This window comes from Nocardia sp. NPDC051981, from assembly GCF_040680715.1.
Classification (GTDB): domain Bacteria; phylum Actinomycetota; class Actinomycetes; order Mycobacteriales; family Mycobacteriaceae; genus Nocardia.
Genome location: NZ_JBFAXK010000029.1, coordinates 17,348 through 33,836 on the forward strand (window position 1 = coordinate 17,348; position 16,489 = coordinate 33,836).

Consider the following 16,489-nt stretch of genomic DNA (forward strand, 5'->3'; position numbering starts at 1 on the left):
GCTACTTGGCAGCCTTGTCGCGCTTGCCGTAGCGGGCCTCGAAGCGAGCCACGCGGCCACCGGTGTCCAGAATCTTCTGCTTGCCCGTGTAGAACGGGTGGCACTGGGAGCAGACCTCGACCGTGATCTGGCCCGACTCCTTGGTGCTCTTGGTCTGGAAGGTGTTGCCGCAGCCACACACGACCGTGGTGTCCACGTACGTGGGGTGAATTCCTGCCTTCATGGGTGTCCTTTCGAAAGGCTCCGGGTCGCCTGGCGATGCGAGACGTGAACCGGAACCGACTAGGCATGGTTGCCGACGGAACAGTATATGTTCCGCGAGCGAGTGGTCGTCACGAGGGGTGACACCGCCTTGAACAGGTGGTTGGACCGGTTTGTTCCCGGTCGTTCCCCCATAAAACTACGGGCACGCATATTCCGAGTATTCCAGTGAGGCTGGAAGTCGAGTAGCTCGCTACTCAAGAATACGAACACTCATGTTCATAGAGTTTGTCCAGGTGAGAGTCCCGCGACCATCGGAAGGACGGCAGTGACCAGGAAGGACGCGACGATCGGGGGTCCGTCCGCCATCACCGTGCACGCCGAGGCCGGGAGGGCAGACCGGCGGCGCGCGGAGCTCGTCGCGGGGGCGATCCTGGTCACACTGACGCTTTTGGCGGTAGCGGGCTGGTGGATGGCTCCCGGAGAGTCCGGCAATGCGGTGGGTCCGCTGAACCCGACCCCCATCCCGCCGCGGGGGGGACGCCACCCTCGCCTACACAGCGGTCACGGCAGCGGACGTGTCCGGTGCCGTGACCGCGCTCATTCTCGGTTTCATGATCGCCGGCAGCGCGCTGATCGGACGAGCCTTCTTCAGCCCGCAAGCAGCAGCGCGGCGGCCCCGTCGAAACGGAGCCGCCGCGCATGCTGTTATTCCGATCCCAAGGGCGACAACTGATTTCGCGCCCGTGGGGGTAACTCCCCGGGGACGCCCAGAATCGGTGTCGCACCTGGCCGCCGGTCGGCGACGCAACTCTCCCGGCTCCCACTGGTCCGCAAAAGTCCCGGGGAGGCGGGGGAGCCTTGCGCTACAGGCTCATTCGTCGAGTGCGCCCGGGGCGGTCTTGGAGACCGTCATCAGGAACTCGACATTGCTCTTGGTCTTCTTCAACCGGTCGACCAGCAGGTCGATGGCCTGATGTGAATCCAGGCCGGAGAGCACGCGGCGCAGCTTGTGCAGCACCGCGGCCTCGTCGGGCGACATCAGCAGATCGTCGCGGCGGGTGCCGGACGGGTTGACGTCGACCGCCGGGAACACGCGACGCTCGGCGATCTTGCGGTCGAGCTTGAGCTCGGCGTTACCCGTGCCCTTGAACTCCTCGAAGATGACCGTGTCACCGGTGGAACCGGTCTCCACCATCGCGGTGGCGATGATGGTGAGCGAGCCGCCGTTCTCGATATTGCGGGCCGCGCCGAGGAACCGCTTGGGCGGGTACAGCGCGGTGGAATCCACACCACCGGAAAGGATTCGGCCCGAGGCCGGGGACGAGTTGTTGTACGCACGGCCCAATCGGGTGATCGAGTCGAGCAGCACGACGACGTCCTGACCCTGCTCCACCAGGCGCTTGGCGCGCTCGATGGCGAGCTCGGCGACCGAGGTGTGGTCGCTCGGCGGCCGGTCGAACGTGGAGGCGATGACCTCGCCGCGCACCGAGCGCTGCATATCGGTCACTTCCTCGGGACGCTCGTCCACCAGCACCACCATCAGGTAGCACTCGGGGTTGTTCACCGAGATCGCGTTCGCGATGTCCTGCATGATCGTGGTCTTACCCGCCTTGGGCGGGGACACGATCAGCGCGCGCTGACCCTTACCGATCGGCATGATCAGATCGATGATGCGCGTGGTCAGCTTGTTCGGCTGGGTCTCCAGCCGCAGTCGCTGGTTCGGGTACAGCGGGGTCAGCTTGTTGAATTCCGGTCGGCGCTTGGCACTTTCGACGTCCGCGCCGTTGACAGTGTCCAACCGCACCAGCGGATCGAACTTCTGCCGCTGGTTGCTCTGATCGCCGTCGCGCGGGGCGCGGACCGCACCGGTGATGGCGTCACCGCGGCGCAGGCCGTTCTTGCGGACCAGGTTCATCGAGACGTACACGTCGTTCGGGCCGGCCAGGTAGCCGGAGGTGCGGACGAACGCGTAGTTGTCGAGCACGTCGAGGATGCCGGCGACCGGCTGCAGGACGTCGTCCTCGCGGATCTCCATCTCGCGGGCCTCGCCACCGGCGGCGCCGCCCTCGCGGTCCCGCCCGCGACGACGCTCACGGAAGCGACGGCCCCGGCGGCCGCGGCCGCCTTCCTCGTCGTCACCGCCGCGATCATCGCGCTGGTTGCCGCGGCCGGCGCCGTTCTGGCTCTGCTGGTTGCGCTCGCCCTGGTCGCCGCGCTGATTGCTGCGGTCACCCTGGTCGCGACGCTCACCCTGGTTGCCACGATCGCGACGGCGCTCGCCGCCCTCCTGGTCGCCCTTGTCGGCGGCGGGAGCCTCGGCGGCGGTCTCGGCGGTGGCGGCGCCACGCTGCTCGCGGCCCCGGCGCTGGCGACCGCGGCCGCGCTGGCCACCGTCCCGGCTGTCGTCGCCGCCCTCGGCGCGGGCGTTCTCGCCCTCCTCGCGCTTGGATTCGCGAGTCTCCGAAGCGTTTTGGCGCGGCTCGGTGCCGGCCTTGCGCGCTTCGACCTTGTCCGCGTGGCCGGCCTTCGCCTCCGCCTTCACCTCGGCCGTGGCCGGAGCGGAGTCGGCAACAGCAGCGGCCTTCTTCACCTCGCGCGCGGGGGCCGACACGGACTCTCCGCCGTTCGGCGCGTCCTCGGCCTTGGCCTTCGCGTTCCGCGTGGGCTTGCCGCCGGTGGCGGCAACAGGCTTGGCGCCCCCGGCCTGGTTCTCCTTGATAGCGGCGATGAGATCACCCTTACGCATCCCGGAAGTGCCTCGGATACCGAGCTCTCCCGCAAGCGCACGCAACTGCGGCAACAACATTCCAGTCAGCCCCGATCGTGCGACGTCAGTTTGTTCGCTCATCTTCGAAATCTGTCCGGAGTCACTTTCGCGGCTACCCGAGGACGCTGAATCACTATCCGTCCCGGGTGTCGCGAGCAGGTCCGTATCTGTCACGGAAATCCTTTCCTTCCCTCGACCGCCGTGTGCCTGTTCGAGGGTTCCTCCTGCAGTCCGGTCACATGCCGGACTCGGATGCCGTATCGCCTGTCCCGCCGGGCCGGTGGGGTTGCCACCACGTGGGCTTCGCCACCGAGTGCTGGTGCTCATCCAACTGACAAGGTGGGAGAGATCATTCCAGTTGACTGGCTACCCCCAAGTTTCGAGCCTCAAGCCTCGAGCCTGAGCAAGGAGCCTCTGGAGCGATTTGCCCTGATGAAGCACCGGCGTCTGACGCGCACGATGTACGGACTCGCTCAGGATAGCTCCCACCTTTTGCATCGGCAAGGCAGGCGCGCTGTCAATCCACCAAGACGCCGCCGGCGATGCCCGGCTCGAGAACGCGCATGCCGTCCGCGATGGCGAGTTCGCGCAGTTCTTCGGGGAATTCGCTGGTCGCGAAGGCGAGCACGGTCGGACCCGCGCCCGACACCGTGGCCGCGATGCCCGCGGCACGCAACCGCTCCACCCATTTGGTGGTGAGCGGCAGCGCTGAGGCGCGGTAGCCCTGGTGTAGCCGGTCGGCGGTGGCGGGAAGCAGCAGGTCGGGCCGCTGCGTCAAGGCAACTACCGCGAGCGCGGACCGGCTGGCATTGAAGGCCGCGTCCACGTGCGGAACCGTCTCCGGGAGCAGGCCGCGGGTGTGCGCGGTGGCGGAACGCTCCTCGGGAATGAGCACCACCGGCCGCAGCGAGGGATGCGGCTCCAGCCGCACCGCGCGATACAGGCGGGCGTGATGCGCGTCGGCACTGCCGTTTTCGTCCGCCGAACGGTCGGTTTCCGTCCAGCACACCACGAATCCGCCCAGGATGCTGGCGGACGAATTATCCGGGTGGCCTTCGAATTCACCGGCCAGCTGGACCAGCACGTCATCGCCGTAGGCCAGCTCCGGATCGAACTTCGCGGCCAGCCCGCGCCCGGCCGCCAGGCCGCCCACCGCGGCCGACGCCGACGAGCCCATGCCCCGCGAGTGCGGAATCACGTTGCGGCACAGCACGTCCAGGCCGTCGGCCCAGACGCCCGCGGCCTGCAGGCCGCGCTCGACGGCGCGCACCACCAGATGCGAAGGGCCCCAGGGCACATCGTCGGCGCCCTCGCCCTCCACCCTGATGGTCAGCCCGGAGTCGGTGGTGGACACCGTGATCTCGTCGTACAGCCCCAAAGCGATTCCGAGGGAATCGAAACCCGGACCCAGGTTGGCGCTCGACGCCGGAACCCGCACGGTGACGGAGATTCCGGCGGGCAGCGTCCGCGTCACGCCGGTGCCTCGCTGGCGCTCGGCACCGTCGTACCGCGAAGCGGCTGTGACATTGGTTCCCTCGCTCCGCTCGCTCACGCCGGTGCCTCGCTGGCGCTCGGCACCGTCGTACCGCGAAGCGGCTGTGACATGGTTCCCTCGCTCCGCTCGCTCACGGAGCTGACCATCACGAGAATTCAACTCAGGCCAGCTCGAGTTCGTGGGCCACGGCGACCGGGTCGACCGCGATCGGCGTCACCTCGGGCATGCCCTTGAGCGCGTTGTCCGGATCCTTGAGGCCGTTGCCGGTCACCGTGCAGACCACGGTGAGGCCGGAATCCAGCCAGCCCTCGGCGCGCGCGGCCAGCAGACCGGCCACCGAAGCGGCGGAAGCGGGCTCCACGAACACGCCCTCCTTGGCCGCGACCAGGTGATACGCGGCCAGGATCTCCTCGTCGGTGGCCGCGCGGAACGCGCCGCCCGATTCCGTCTTGGCGTTCATGGCGCCGTTCCACGAGGCGGGCGCGCCGATCCGGATGGCGGTGGCCACGGTCTCCGGGTTCGCGACCGGAGCGCCGTTGACCAGCGGCGCGGCGCCGGCGGCCTGCACACCCAGCATGCGCGGGCGCGAGCTGGTGATGCCGTCGGCGTGGTACTCGCTGTAGCCCTTCCAGTACGCGGTGATATTGCCCGCATTGCCGACCGGCAGCACGTGCACATCGGGCGCCTTGCCCAGCGCGTCCACGATTTCGAAGGCCGCGGTCTTCTGGCCCTCGATGCGGGCCGGGTTGACCGAGTTCACCAGGCCGACCTCGGGGAAGTCCGCGGTGACCTTGCGGGCCAGCTCGAGACAGTCGTCGAAGTTGCCGTCCACCTGAATGATCTTCGCGCCCAGCATGACCGCCTGGGCCAGCTTGCCCATGGCGATCTTGCCCGACGGGATCAGCACGGCGCAGTGCAGACCGGCGCGGGTGGCGTACGCCGCGGCCGAGGCCGAGGTGTTGCCGGTGGAGGCGCACAGCACGGCGGTCTTGCCGTTGTACTTCGCATCCGTCATGGCCATGGTCATGCCGCGGTCCTTGAAGGAACCGGTCGGGTTCGCGCCCTCGACCTTGAGGTACACCTCACAGCCGGTCAGCTCGGAGAGGTGATGCGCGGGCACCAGCGGGGTGCCGCCCTCGAAGAGAGTGACGGCTTCCCAGTCAGCGGGAATCGCGAGCCGATCGCGGTAGGCGTCGATCAGACCCGGCCACGGCGTATGCACGGCTGTCGCGCGTGCGGTTGCACTCATTCCTCGGTGCCTTCCAATCTCAGAACACTGGTCACGGACGTGACGGAGTCCAGCTCGGCCAATGCGGCAACGGTATCCGCAAGCGCGGATTCCTGCGCATGGTGGGTCACCACGACCAGGCGAGCGCCGACGTCGTGGCCTTCCTGCCGGACCGTCGAGATGCTCACACCGTGCTTGGCGAATTCCCCGGCGACCGCTTCCAGCACACCGGTGCGGTCGGCCACCTGCAGGTTCACGTGGTAGCGGGTCGGGGTGTCACCGATCGAAGCGATCGGCAGCTCAGCATAGACCGACTCGCCCGGAGCGCGGCCACCGTAGAACTTGTTGCGCGCCGCCATCACCAGATCGCCCATGACGGCCGAGGCGGTCGGCGCGCCGCCGGCGCCCTGACCGTAGAACATCAGCCGGCCGGCGTTCTCGGCCTCCACGACCACGGCATTGAACGCGCCGCTGACCGCGGCCAGCGGGTGCTTGCGCGGGATGAGGGCGGGGTAGACGCGCACGGAGATCTTCTCCTTGCCGCCGTCGTCGGTGACGCGCTCGGCCATGGCCAGCAGTTTCACGGTGCAGCCCACGGCCGCCGCGGTCTCCAGATCCTCGGAGGTGATCTTGGAGATGCCCTCGCGGTACACATCACCGGAGGTGACGCGGGTGTGGAAGGCCACAGAGGCGAGGATGGCGGCCTTGGCGGCGGCGTCGTAGCCCTCGACATCGGCGGTCGGGTCGGCCTCCGCGTAGCCCAGGCGGGTGGCCTCGGCCAGCACGTCGCCGTAGTCCGCGCCGGTCTCGGCCATGGCCGAGAGGATGAAGTTGGTGGTGCCGTTGACGATGCCGACCACGCGATTGACCCGGTCGCCGGACAGCGACTGGATGAGCGGGCGGATCACCGGGATGGCCCCGGCGACGGCGGCCTCGAAGTACAGGTCGGCACGGTTGGATTCGGCCGCGGCGGCCAGCTCGCCGGTGTAATCGGCGAGCAGCGCCTTGTTCGCGGTGATCACCGACTTGCCCTTGGTGAGCGCGGACTTGATCAGGTCGCGGGCCGGGTCGATGCCGCCCATGACCTCGACCACGATGTCCACGTCGTCGCGGGTGACCAGGGCCTCGGCATCGGTGGTGACCAGCTCGGCGGGCAGGCCGCGGTCCTTGCTCAGGTCGCGCACCGCGACACCGCGCAGCACGACCGGAGCGCCGACCCGGTTGCACAGGTCGTCGGCGTGGTCACGAAGGATGCGGACCACCTCGGTGCCGACCGTGCCCATGCCGAGGACGGCCACGCCAATGGGATGATCCTGTCCCCACACGCCGTTTCTGTTCTCGGTCATGCCTTCACCTCCAAGCTGAGTAGGTCCTCCACCGTTTCGCGGCGAAGGATCAAGCGCGCCTTGCCATCTCGCACCGCGACCACCGCGGGCCGGGTGAGCATGTTGTAGCGGCTCGACATCGAGTAGCAGTACGCGCCGGTCGCGGCCACCGCCACCAGGTCGCCCGGGCCCACATCGGCCGGGAGCCAGGTGTCACGGATGACGATATCCCCACTCTCGCAATGCTTTCCGACCACTCGCGCGACCACCGGACCGGCCTCGCTGGAGCGCGAGACCAGGCGGCAGTCGTACTCGGCCTGGTACAGGGCGGGACGGATGTTGTCGCTCATGCCGCCGTCGACACTCACATAGCGTCGGCGATTACCACCGTCGAGCACAACATCTTTGATGGTGCCGACCTCGTAGAGGGTGACGGTGCCGGGACCGGCGATGGCGCGGCCCGGCTCGACCGCGATGGTCGGCACCGGCAGCCCGGCGCGCTCGGCCTCCTCGGCCACGATGCGGCGCAGGTTGGCGGCGAAGCCGTCCAGGGCCGGCGGACCCTCGTGCGGCAGGTACGAAATACCCAGGCCGCCACCGAGATCCAGCACACGCATCTGTTCGGCGCGTTCCATGCCGAACTTGTCGGCGACCTCGCGCAGCAGGCCCAGCATGCGGCGGGTGGAGATCTCGAAGCCGTCGATCTCGAAGATCTGCGAGCCGATGTGCGAGTGCAGGCCGACCAGGCGCAGATTGTCGGACTCGAAGACCCGGGCGATGGCCTGCATGGCGTCGCCGCCGGCGATGGAGAAGCCGAACTTCTGGTCCTCGTGCGCGGTCGAGATGTACTCGTGGGTGTGGGCCTCCACGCCGACGGTGACGCGGATCAGCACGTCCACCACCTTGCCGGCGCGCTTGGCCACCGCCTCCAGGCGCTCGATCTCGATCAGCGAGTCGACGACCACGTCGCCGACGCCCGCCCCGACCGCCATTTCCAGCTCGGGGACCGATTTGTTGTTGCCGTGCAGGGCGATCCGCTCGGCCGGGAAGCCGGCGTGCAGCGCCACCGCCAGCTCGCCGCCGGAGCACACGTCCAGGTGCAGGCCCTCGTCACGGATCCAGCGGGCGACCTCGCCGCACAGGAATGCCTTGGAGGCGTAGTGGACTCGCGCGCCGTCCCCGAAGGCACGGACCATGTCGCGGCAGCGGGAGCGGAAGTCGTCCTCGTCGATCACGAACAGCGGGGTGCCGTACTCGGCGGCCAGCTCGTGCACCGGCACGCCCGCCAGCCGCACCACGCCGTCGGCGTCGCGAGCGGCGTTGCGCGGCCACACATTCGCGGGCAGTTCGATCATCTGCGCGGGCGCGCTCGGACGCTCGGCGAGCGTGGGCGCGTGCGGGATGTCCGCGTGGCGGGGTCCTGCGGGGTGGGCACTCATCTACATACGCTCCGGTGCACTGACGCCTAGGAGGCCGAGGCCGTTGGCGAGAACCTGACGGGTGGCTTTGACCAGCTCGAGGCGAGCGGCATTGAGCGGCGTGACCACGTCGTCGCCCTGCGGGATGACGCGCAGCGTCTTGTCGGACTGGAAGGGGTGGTAGGCCCCGGCGAGTTCCTCGAGGTAGCGCACGACCCGGTGCGGCTCCCGCATCTCGGCGGCGGTGGCCACCACGCGCGGGTACTCGCCCAGCGTGCGGATGAGCGCGCCCTCGCGGTCATCGGTCAGCAGCGCGAAATCCGGTGCGACCGAGGCGTAGTCGAACGCGGCCGCGTTGCCGAGGATCTGGTTGGTGCGCGCGTGCGCGTACTGCACGTAATAGACCGGGTTCTCGCTGTCCTGCCGGGTCCACAGGTCCAGGTCGATGTCGATGCTGGAGTTCACCGAGGAGCGCACCAGCGAGTACCGCGCCGCATCCACGCCGATCTGCTCGACCAGGTCGTCGAGCGTGACGACGGTGCCCGCGCGCTTCGACATGCGAACGGCGGCACCATCTTTCACCAGGTTCACCATCTGGCCGATGAGCACCTCGACGGTGTCCGGGTTGTCGCCGAACGCGGCCGCGGCGGCCTTGAGACGGCCGATGTAGCCGTGGTGGTCCGCACCGAGCATGTAGATGCACAGATCGAAACCGCGCGAGCGCTTGTTCTGGAAGTAGGCGATGTCACCGCCGATATAGGCGGACTTGCCGTCGCTCTTGATGACGACGCGGTCCTTGTCGTCGCCGTATTCGGTGGAGGCGATCCACCAGGCGCCGTCCTTCTCGTACAGCTTGCCGGACGCCTTCAGCGTCTCGATGGCCTGCTCGACCGCGCCGGAGGCGAACAGCGAACTCTCGTTGAAGTACACGTCGAAGTCGGTGCCGAAGTCGTGCAGCGTCTGCTTGATGTGCGCGAACATGAGCTCGACGCCCTCGCGACGGAACAGCTCGTGCCGCTCGCCCTCCGGGAGTTCCAGCACACCCGGGTTGGCCTTCACGACGGTGTCGGCGATCTCGTTGATGTAGGCGCCCGCGTAACCGTCCTCTGGGGTCGGCTGTCCCAGCGCGGCGGCCACCAGCGAGTTGGCGAAGCGGTCGATCTGGGCGCCGTGGTCGTTGAAGTAGTACTCGCGGGTCACGTCCGCGCCCTGGGCCGCCAGGATCCGGCCGAGCGCGTCGCCGACCGAGGCCCAGCGGGTTCCACCCAGGTGGATCGGGCCCGTCGGGTTGGCGGAGACGAATTCGAGGTTGATCTTCGTGCCCCCGAGCGCGTCCGCGGTGCCGAACTTCGCACCGGCCTCGAGGATCTTCTCCACGATCGCGCCCTGCGCGGCCTTGGCCAGGCGAATGTTCAGGAAGCCCGGTCCCGCGACCTCGGCGGCCTCGACGCCCTCGGCGGCCGACAGCGCCTCGGCCAGCAACGTCGCGAAATCGCGGGGGTTCATTCCCGCCTTCTTGCCTACCTGCATGGCCACATTCGTGGCATAGTCACCGTGCTCGGGGTTGCGGGGACGCTCCACCTTGACCTCGTCGGGCAGGATCGCAGGGTCCGATCCGCGTTCGACAAGTACCTTCGCTGCGGTAGCACGAAGGAGATCTGCAAGGTCAGCTGGAGTCACGAGTCACTATCCTATGGTCTGAGCAGGTGAACGCCGCGAGCGGGCACCACCGGGCAGGTGCCCAGCAAACGATGCGGCCGCGTCGTTTGATTGTCCGACACGTCGAAAAGAGCACAACAAGCATGCCGAGCAAGACCAGTGCCAAGTCGGCCAAGGCCATCAAGGCCGCGGGCAAGTCGGCCGGATCGTCCAGGAAGGGCGGTCGCGGGGGCAGCCTGGGCGGTAAGCGTCAGATTCCGTGGCTCATGATCGGGGCCGTGGTCTGCATCCTCGCCCTGATCGGCGGCATCGCCTGGGTGCTGGTGCCCAAGATCCAGGACAAGCAGGAGCAGAACAGGTACACGCCGTCCGCCCAGAAGAAGGATCCCTCGGATCAGATTCCGGGCGTGGTGAAGAAGGACTACGCGGCGGGCATGCACGTCGCGGCCACCCAGCGCGTGAACTACGACCAGTCCCCGCCCTTCGGCGGTCCGCACGACGGCTCGTGGGCGGCCTGCACCGGCGTGGTGTACGCCAAGGCGATCCGCACCGAGAACGCGGTGCACTCGCTCGAGCACGGCGCGATCTGGATCACCTACAACCCGGACAAGGTCGATCAGGCCGGCATCGACACCCTGAAGTCGAAGGTCAAGGGCAAGCCCTACAGCCTGATGTCGCCCTACCCCGGCCTGGACACCCCGATCTCCCTGCAGTCGTGGGGTCACCAGCTGAAGCTGAACAGCGCCGACGACAAGCGCGTCGGCGAGTTCATCACGGCGCTGCGCCTGAACCAGTACGCCTACCCGGAGGTCGGCGCGGACTGCGCGAACCCGACCTTCAACACCGACAACCCGCCGGCCTTCGACCCGACCCCGCCCGGCCCCGACGCGGTGCCGATGGACGGCAAGGGCCTGCAGCAGGATGCGAGCGAGCTGGGTGGTGGCGGCGGTATTCCGGGCATGCCGGCCGGCGGTATCCCGGGTCTCCCGAACGGCGTGCCGGGTCTGCCCACCGATGGCACGAGCCTGCCCGGCGGCATCCCGTCCATCCCGGCCCCGACCGACGGCCCGACCCAGCCGGATCAGCCGGCTCCGACCCAGTAGTGCCGCCGTTCATGTCCGACATCCCAGATCGCAGCTCCGAGCCCGATCCCGCCGCCGAACCGGTGCCGCAAACACGCCGCAATCAGCAGCCCGCCCTGCTGGCGATCGGGGTGGTCGCGGTGCTGCTCATCGGTTTCATGGCCGGACTGCTGGTGGGCAATGCCATGCACCACGGCCTGGAGACGCCGGGCGGGGTGGATGTCGGCTTCTCCCAGGACATGTCGGTGCATCACGCGCAGGCGGTGCAGATGTCGGGCGTCGCGCTGTCGGGGACCACGGACCCGGCGGTGAAGCGGCTCGCCTACGACATCCTCACCACGCAGGCCAATCAGGCCGGCCGCATGCAGGGCTGGCTGCAGCAGTGGGATAAACCGCTCATCTCCCCCGACGGCTACATGGGCTGGATGACGGACATGTCCACGCATGAGCATTCCGGCACCGCCATGCACTCCGGCGCGGTGCAGACCATGCCCGGCATGGCGTCCGATCAGGAGATGGCCGCGCTGGGCCAGGCCACCGGTCCGGCCCTTGATGCGCTGTACCTGCAGCTCATGCTGCGCCACCACCAGGGCGGCATGCCGATGATCGAGTACGCCGCCCAGCGTGCGGACACCGACGCGGTGCGCTCGCTGGCCGAGAGCATGGCCAAGACCCAGAAGAGCGAGGCCGATCTGATGACCCAGATGCTGGCCGAGCGCAAAGTCTCCCCACTGCCGATGAACTGACCGAGCACCTCCGACTGACACGGACCGGGCACAGAAACGCCCGGTCCGTGTCAGTTTTTGGCGCAGCGCGAGCGATGCGATACGCTGTCCCAGCCCGACCGGGAGACCGGACGGGACCATCCCCGCCCTCGTAGCTCAGGGGATAGAGCGTCTGCCTCCGGAGCAGAAGGCCGCAGGTTCGAATCCTGCCGAGGGCACCACAGTAAGGCCCCGACCGTGGATCACGGTCGGGGCCTTACTCGTTCGTGGAGGCGGCGGCCCGTTTCGGCACCGAATGTCTGACTTATCGTGCCATCGTGGCCGATTGGGATTCCGATTCGAGGACTCGGGAGCAAAGGTAGTAGCTGTGCATCGCGGTGTCCGGTTGTGCAGGAGGCAGCCGGACACCGCGAGCGCGTTCTCGGGCCAGGATGATGCCGAATTCCCCTGCGCTGAAATCGATCTCGGCAATAACCGGGGGTCTGGTGCCGGTGACGGTCGAGTACGAGCTCGCGCCGCTGGCGGAACGTCGCGACGCACTGGGCGGTCAGGCCGCGTATTCCAGGGCCATGGCCGCGATCACGGGGACCATGTAGATCATGGGGAACGGGATGTGGCCGTAGGACTCGGCGCGGGCGAATGATGATGGCGCCGGTGAAGTACAGCAGTATGCCGATGGCGCCGACTCATTCGCAGTGCGAACGGCCCTGCTTTCCATGTGAAACATGAACGGGCCGGTATGTTCTGAGAGGTGTCGGACAACGAGAGCGCCCGTGCAGAACAGCCGCAGCGTCGCGTCTCACGCCCGCTCGCCGGGGGATTCACCACGGTCCTGGCGGCCGCGATCGCGGCCCTGAGCCTGGCCGCGCCGGTCGCCGCCACCCCGGTGGCACCGGAGCAGGCGACCGAGGCGTCGTTCTACTTCCCGGCCGCGGACCGGGTCCCGGGCATCCCCGGATCGGTCATCCAATTGCGGCCGCTCACAGGCGATCCCGCTCTCGCGGGCGCACGCAACTACCTGGTGCTGTACCGCTCGGTCGACATGCAGGGCAATCCGGTCGCGGTGTCGGGCACCCTGGCGGTCCCGGACAGCACCCCGCCGCCGGGTGGCTGGCCGCTGATCTCCTGGGCGCACGGCACCACCGGCGTCGCCGACGTCTGCGCGCCCTCCCAGGACACCTCCCCCGGCTTCCCCGCCCACGACTACACCTCGCTGGTGCGCCGCCTGCAGGAGCGCTGGATCGCGGCCGGGTACGCGGTGGCCCAGACCGACTATCAGGGGCTGGGCACGCCCGGTCCGCACGGCTATCTGATCGGCACCGCCGAACAGCGTGCCGTCACCGATATGGCCAGGGCCGCACGGGAAGTCGACCCGGATATCGGGGTCCGCTGGGTGGCCATGGGCCACTCCCAGGGCGGGCAGGCCGCCATCTTCACCGATGCCCAGGCCCAGCAGTGGGCCCCGGAGCTGCAGCTGCTGGGTTCGGTGGCGCTCGCGCCCGCTTCCCATCAGGGCATCGGACTGCAGGCGTCGCAGCTGGCCACCACCGCGGGGGTGGCCGGTGCCCTGTCCCCACTCACCGGCAGCGCGATATCGTTCCTGCCCTTGATCATTCGCGGCGCGCAGACGGTCGCGCCATTGGACCCGGCCCGATTCCTCACGCCTCGTGCGCAATCCATGCTCGCCCAAGCCGATACCGGATGCATCAGCCAGCTTCGGCAACAGGATTCGTGGGGCGGCCTCGCCACCGAGGATGTCTTCAACCGTGACGGGGACATCTCCGCACTGATCCGGGTGCTGAACGAAAACGAACCCAGCGCACTGGTTTTCACGCAGCCGCTGCTGGTATTGCAGGGCCGCTCCGACACCACGGTGCCGGCGCTCGCCACCGACGCCATGGTGGTGCAGCAGCGCGCGGGCGGTCGGCCGGTGCAGTACCACAGCTATCCGGGCGCGGACCACCGTGGCGTGCTCGACGCGTCGTTCAATGACGCACTGGCCTGGGTGGATACCCGGTTCGGCCGGTAGGCGGTCAGGCCGCGGGCGTCCAGCCCGGATCGCGGCCGAACCAGGCGGCCAGCCGGTCGTAGGCGGGCGCGTCGGCGGCGATCGGCACCTCGTGCCCGAAAGCCTTTCCGGGACCGCGGAATTCGGGCTTCAGCAGCTGCTTGGACCAGGCCAGGCCGTGCTCGGCGAGCTCCGGATCCAGGGTACGGCCCTGACCGGTGGCCCGGGTGAGATCCCAGGCGTGCATGGCGAATTCGGTGATCTGCTGATCGGCGCGACCGCGCAACGGGGCCTCCCCGCCCATGCCGGGCACCAGCCGCTCCGGATCGGCGGCGCGCCACGTCTCGAGCAGCGGCTGCGCGCGGGTGCGGAACTCGGCGGCCCAGTCCGCGCCGACCGGGTCGGGCGGTGCGCCCCAGTCGGGCATCTCGCCGCACGCGGCGATGGTGAAGTCGCGCAGGATCTGGCCCACGATGTGGTCCAGCAGCCCGCGCACGTGCCAGTCCTCGCACGGAGTCGGCAGGGCTGCCTGGTCCGGGGTGACGACGGCGATGACATCGCCCATCTGGGCGACGGCCCGTTCCAGGAGGTCGATCGTCGGGTCCACCGGTGACTTGTCGGCCATGCGGCCAGACTAGCCCTGCGGCAAGACGTTCCGCGCCCCATCGGGCATGACGATCACCCGTGGCGGGAGAGCGGGTTCCGGCGCGGCCACGGCCCGCGGGGATCGGATCCGCCACAGCAGGTACAGCCCGGCCGCACAGCCCAGGGTGATCACCAGGGCCACCGTGCCAGGCACCGCGGAGACCGCCCCGTGCGGATCCCGATACCAGCGCGGCGAGTAGGCGACCCGGCCGAAGCTGCTGCCCCGCAGCGCCACCACCAGGCACGGCACCACCAGTACGGCGAGCGCCACCACGGCGCTGCCGGCGGTCTTCGGGACCGCCGCGCCGAAGCAGAAGCCGATGGCCAGCGCGGTGAGGATCACACCGAGCACCGGGATCACCGCGTACCGGTGCGCGATGCCCGCGGTGCCGGCCGCGAAGACCGCCAGCCCGGCGGTCGCGGCCAACGCGATCCAGGGCGCCCGCCATCGGCGTCCCATCGCCAGCCCGGCCACCACGGCCAGGACCGGGAACGGCGCGGTCCAATCCGGCCGGGGCACCGCGATGATCGCGCTGCCCGCATTGGCCACCGCCACCGCCAGCAGCACCAGGGTGCCCTCGCGCCCGGGCAGCAGCAGCGCCGCGGCCAGCGCCGCGCCGATGGTGATGGCCGCGGCCACCCCGGCCTGCGCGAGGGTGCCGGCGTGCTGCACGAACCACTGTGTCGACAACGTGGTGGCGGTGACCAGGATCACCGCGGACAGGATCGGGGCCATCGCCAGATCGGTGTTCTCGTGTTCGCCCGCCGGTTCCGGCTGCTGGACAGCGATCCCCGCGACCAGCAGCGCACCGGCCAGCACGAGCAGCCACACGGGTGGCGTTCCGGTCGATGCCCATTCGGTGAGGGGATTGCCCCGGCCGCCCCCGGGCGGCAGCGAGGTCTGGTCGGCGATCACGATCGCGGACAGGGCGCCGATCAGGTACGCGCCCGTCGCGATGGGTTTGCCGAATACCGCGACCGCGAGCGCCCCGAGCAGGATGCCACTGAAGATGGAATCGATGTAGTTGGCGGTGGTCAGATTTCCCGGGATCGCCGCGTCGCGGTTCCACAGCTGGTCGATCACCAGCACCACCGCGCTGCCGCTCGACGCGATCCAGGCCGTCTTGCGCCCGAGCGCGACCACCAGCGCCGCCGTGACCACCGCGAACGCCGCGCCGGCGGCGGCCGCGCGCGGCATGTTCAGCACCAGCAGATCCAGTTGCAGCACCGGGCCTTCGGAGGTCCAGCCCAGATCGAGGGGGGCCATCAGCAGCAGTCCGGCCACCGCCGCGCCCAGCAGGGCGGCCATCGCCTCGATCGGAACCGCGTAGCGTCGCAGCGCCAGGGGCGCGGTCCTGCCCGGCGGGTCTGCCGACGCGAACCTCGCGCCCATCTCGTCACCTACTCCCTCGGTGATGCGACGCCTTCCGCGTTACAGCAATAACGAGCAGCTATCTCTCGCGACATTAACAGCTGCGGTATGTGGGAACCCTGAGAAGTGGAGTCGGTCACAGTCCTTCGGCGGGCCGGGGAGCGGGCCCGAGACACCGTCAGGCGCAGCGGAAACGGAAGATCGCCGGCGGGGTGACGCCCGGCGCCGAGGTGACCTGAACGGCCGGATCACTGTCCAGCGCACAGCCGATCGGGGTGCTGACCTGAATCCGGTAGCAACCGAGCGCGCCGTTGTAGACGGCTGTGCCGTCGACGCCGGTGGTGAGAGTCGCCACATTCGCGCCGCCGCAGGGCGCGATGTCGGCGGCCACGCCCGCCATGGGGAACTGCTCGGGGCCGTAGACCGCCTGCACCTTCACCGCGGGATCGGCGGGCGGTTCCGCGGACGCGAGCGGAGCCAGGGCGCACGCGGCGGCGAGAGCGGATGTGACGAGCAGCGTGCGGCGCACAATGTCTCCTTCGGGACGAGCTGAGGCAGTTC

Annotated in this window: 14 protein-coding genes and 1 tRNA gene; 5 read left to right on the forward strand and 10 right to left on the reverse strand. The window is 69.0% G+C overall.

All coding sequences use genetic code 11. The features are described from left to right. Position 1 precedes the first annotated feature (1 nt). The 7 genes from rpmE to argS all read right to left on the reverse strand — a co-directional run bounded on the left by rpmE (position 2) and on the right by argS (position 10,117). Positions 2–223: a 50S ribosomal protein L31 gene (gene rpmE / locus AB0L60_RS34965; RefSeq protein ID WP_040856062.1), complete on the reverse strand. Its 222-nt coding sequence runs from the start codon at positions 221–223 to the stop codon at positions 2–4. Between the two features lie 852 nt (positions 224–1,075). Next, positions 1,076–3,145 (reverse strand): transcription termination factor Rho, encoded by a 2,070-nt coding sequence (gene rho / locus AB0L60_RS34970; RefSeq protein ID WP_364623214.1) that lies wholly within the window; start codon positions 3,143–3,145, stop codon positions 1,076–1,078. Positions 3,146–3,488: 343 nt separating this feature from the next. After that, positions 3,489–4,445 carry a homoserine kinase gene (thrB, locus tag AB0L60_RS34975; RefSeq protein WP_364623446.1) on the reverse strand — a complete coding sequence of 319 codons (957 nt, stop codon included), beginning with the start codon at positions 4,443–4,445 and terminating at the stop codon, positions 3,489–3,491. A 181-nt stretch (positions 4,446–4,626) separates the two neighbouring features. After that, positions 4,627–5,715: a threonine synthase gene (gene thrC / locus AB0L60_RS34980; protein ID WP_354849517.1), complete on the reverse strand. Its 1,089-nt coding sequence runs from the start codon at positions 5,713–5,715 to the stop codon at positions 4,627–4,629. Further along, positions 5,712–7,040: a homoserine dehydrogenase gene (locus AB0L60_RS34985; RefSeq protein WP_364623218.1), complete on the reverse strand. Its 1,329-nt coding sequence runs from the start codon at positions 7,038–7,040 to the stop codon at positions 5,712–5,714. Before AB0L60_RS34985 ends, thrC begins: the two co-directional genes overlap by 4 nt. Next, a complete protein-coding gene (lysA, locus tag AB0L60_RS34990) occupies positions 7,037–8,458 on the reverse strand; it encodes a diaminopimelate decarboxylase (RefSeq protein WP_364623221.1) in 1,422 nt (473 codons plus the stop codon). The genes AB0L60_RS34985 and lysA overlap by 4 nt, the downstream gene beginning before the upstream one ends. Further along, the gene (argS, locus tag AB0L60_RS34995; RefSeq protein ID WP_364623223.1) at positions 8,459–10,117 is read right to left on the reverse strand and encodes an arginine--tRNA ligase; all 1,659 of its coding nucleotides are present in this window, start codon (positions 10,115–10,117) and stop codon (positions 8,459–8,461) included. 122 nt (positions 10,118–10,239) lie between these two features. Here argS and AB0L60_RS35000 point away from each other — a divergent pair, with 122 nt between their 5' ends. The 5 genes from AB0L60_RS35000 to AB0L60_RS35020 all read left to right on the forward strand — a co-directional run bounded on the left by AB0L60_RS35000 (position 10,240) and on the right by AB0L60_RS35020 (position 13,932). Next, positions 10,240–11,199, forward strand: coding sequence for a DUF3105 domain-containing protein (locus AB0L60_RS35000; RefSeq protein ID WP_364623226.1), 960 nt, complete (start codon positions 10,240–10,242; stop codon positions 11,197–11,199). Positions 11,200–11,210: 11 nt separating this feature from the next. Then, positions 11,211–11,924 carry a DUF305 domain-containing protein gene (locus tag AB0L60_RS35005; protein ID WP_364623229.1) on the forward strand — a complete coding sequence of 238 codons (714 nt, stop codon included), beginning with the start codon at positions 11,211–11,213 and terminating at the stop codon, positions 11,922–11,924. Between the two features lie 124 nt (positions 11,925–12,048). Beyond that, positions 12,049–12,124, forward strand: a tRNA-Arg gene (locus AB0L60_RS35010). A gap of 213 nt (positions 12,125–12,337) precedes the next feature. Next, the gene (locus tag AB0L60_RS35015) at positions 12,338–12,499 is read left to right on the forward strand and encodes a hypothetical protein (protein ID WP_364623232.1); all 162 of its coding nucleotides are present in this window, start codon (positions 12,338–12,340) and stop codon (positions 12,497–12,499) included. A gap of 155 nt (positions 12,500–12,654) precedes the next feature. Further along, positions 12,655–13,932 (forward strand): lipase family protein, encoded by a 1,278-nt coding sequence (locus AB0L60_RS35020; protein WP_364623235.1) that lies wholly within the window; start codon positions 12,655–12,657, stop codon positions 13,930–13,932. A 4-nt stretch (positions 13,933–13,936) separates the two neighbouring features. Here AB0L60_RS35020 and AB0L60_RS35025 read toward each other — a convergent pair whose 3' ends face one another. The 3 genes from AB0L60_RS35025 to AB0L60_RS35035 form a co-directional block, all read right to left on the reverse strand. Beyond that, positions 13,937–14,536, reverse strand: coding sequence for a TIGR03086 family metal-binding protein (locus AB0L60_RS35025; RefSeq protein ID WP_364623238.1), 600 nt, complete (start codon positions 14,534–14,536; stop codon positions 13,937–13,939). Between the two features lie 9 nt (positions 14,537–14,545). After that, complete coding sequence (locus tag AB0L60_RS35030; protein ID WP_364623240.1) at positions 14,546–15,949, reverse strand: hypothetical protein; 1,404 nt, start codon at positions 15,947–15,949, stop codon at positions 14,546–14,548. A gap of 157 nt (positions 15,950–16,106) precedes the next feature. Then, on the reverse strand, positions 16,107–16,457 hold the full coding sequence (locus tag AB0L60_RS35035; protein ID WP_364623242.1) for a hypothetical protein: 351 nt from the start codon (positions 16,455–16,457) through the stop codon (positions 16,107–16,109). Positions 16,458–16,489: the final 32 nt, after the last annotated feature.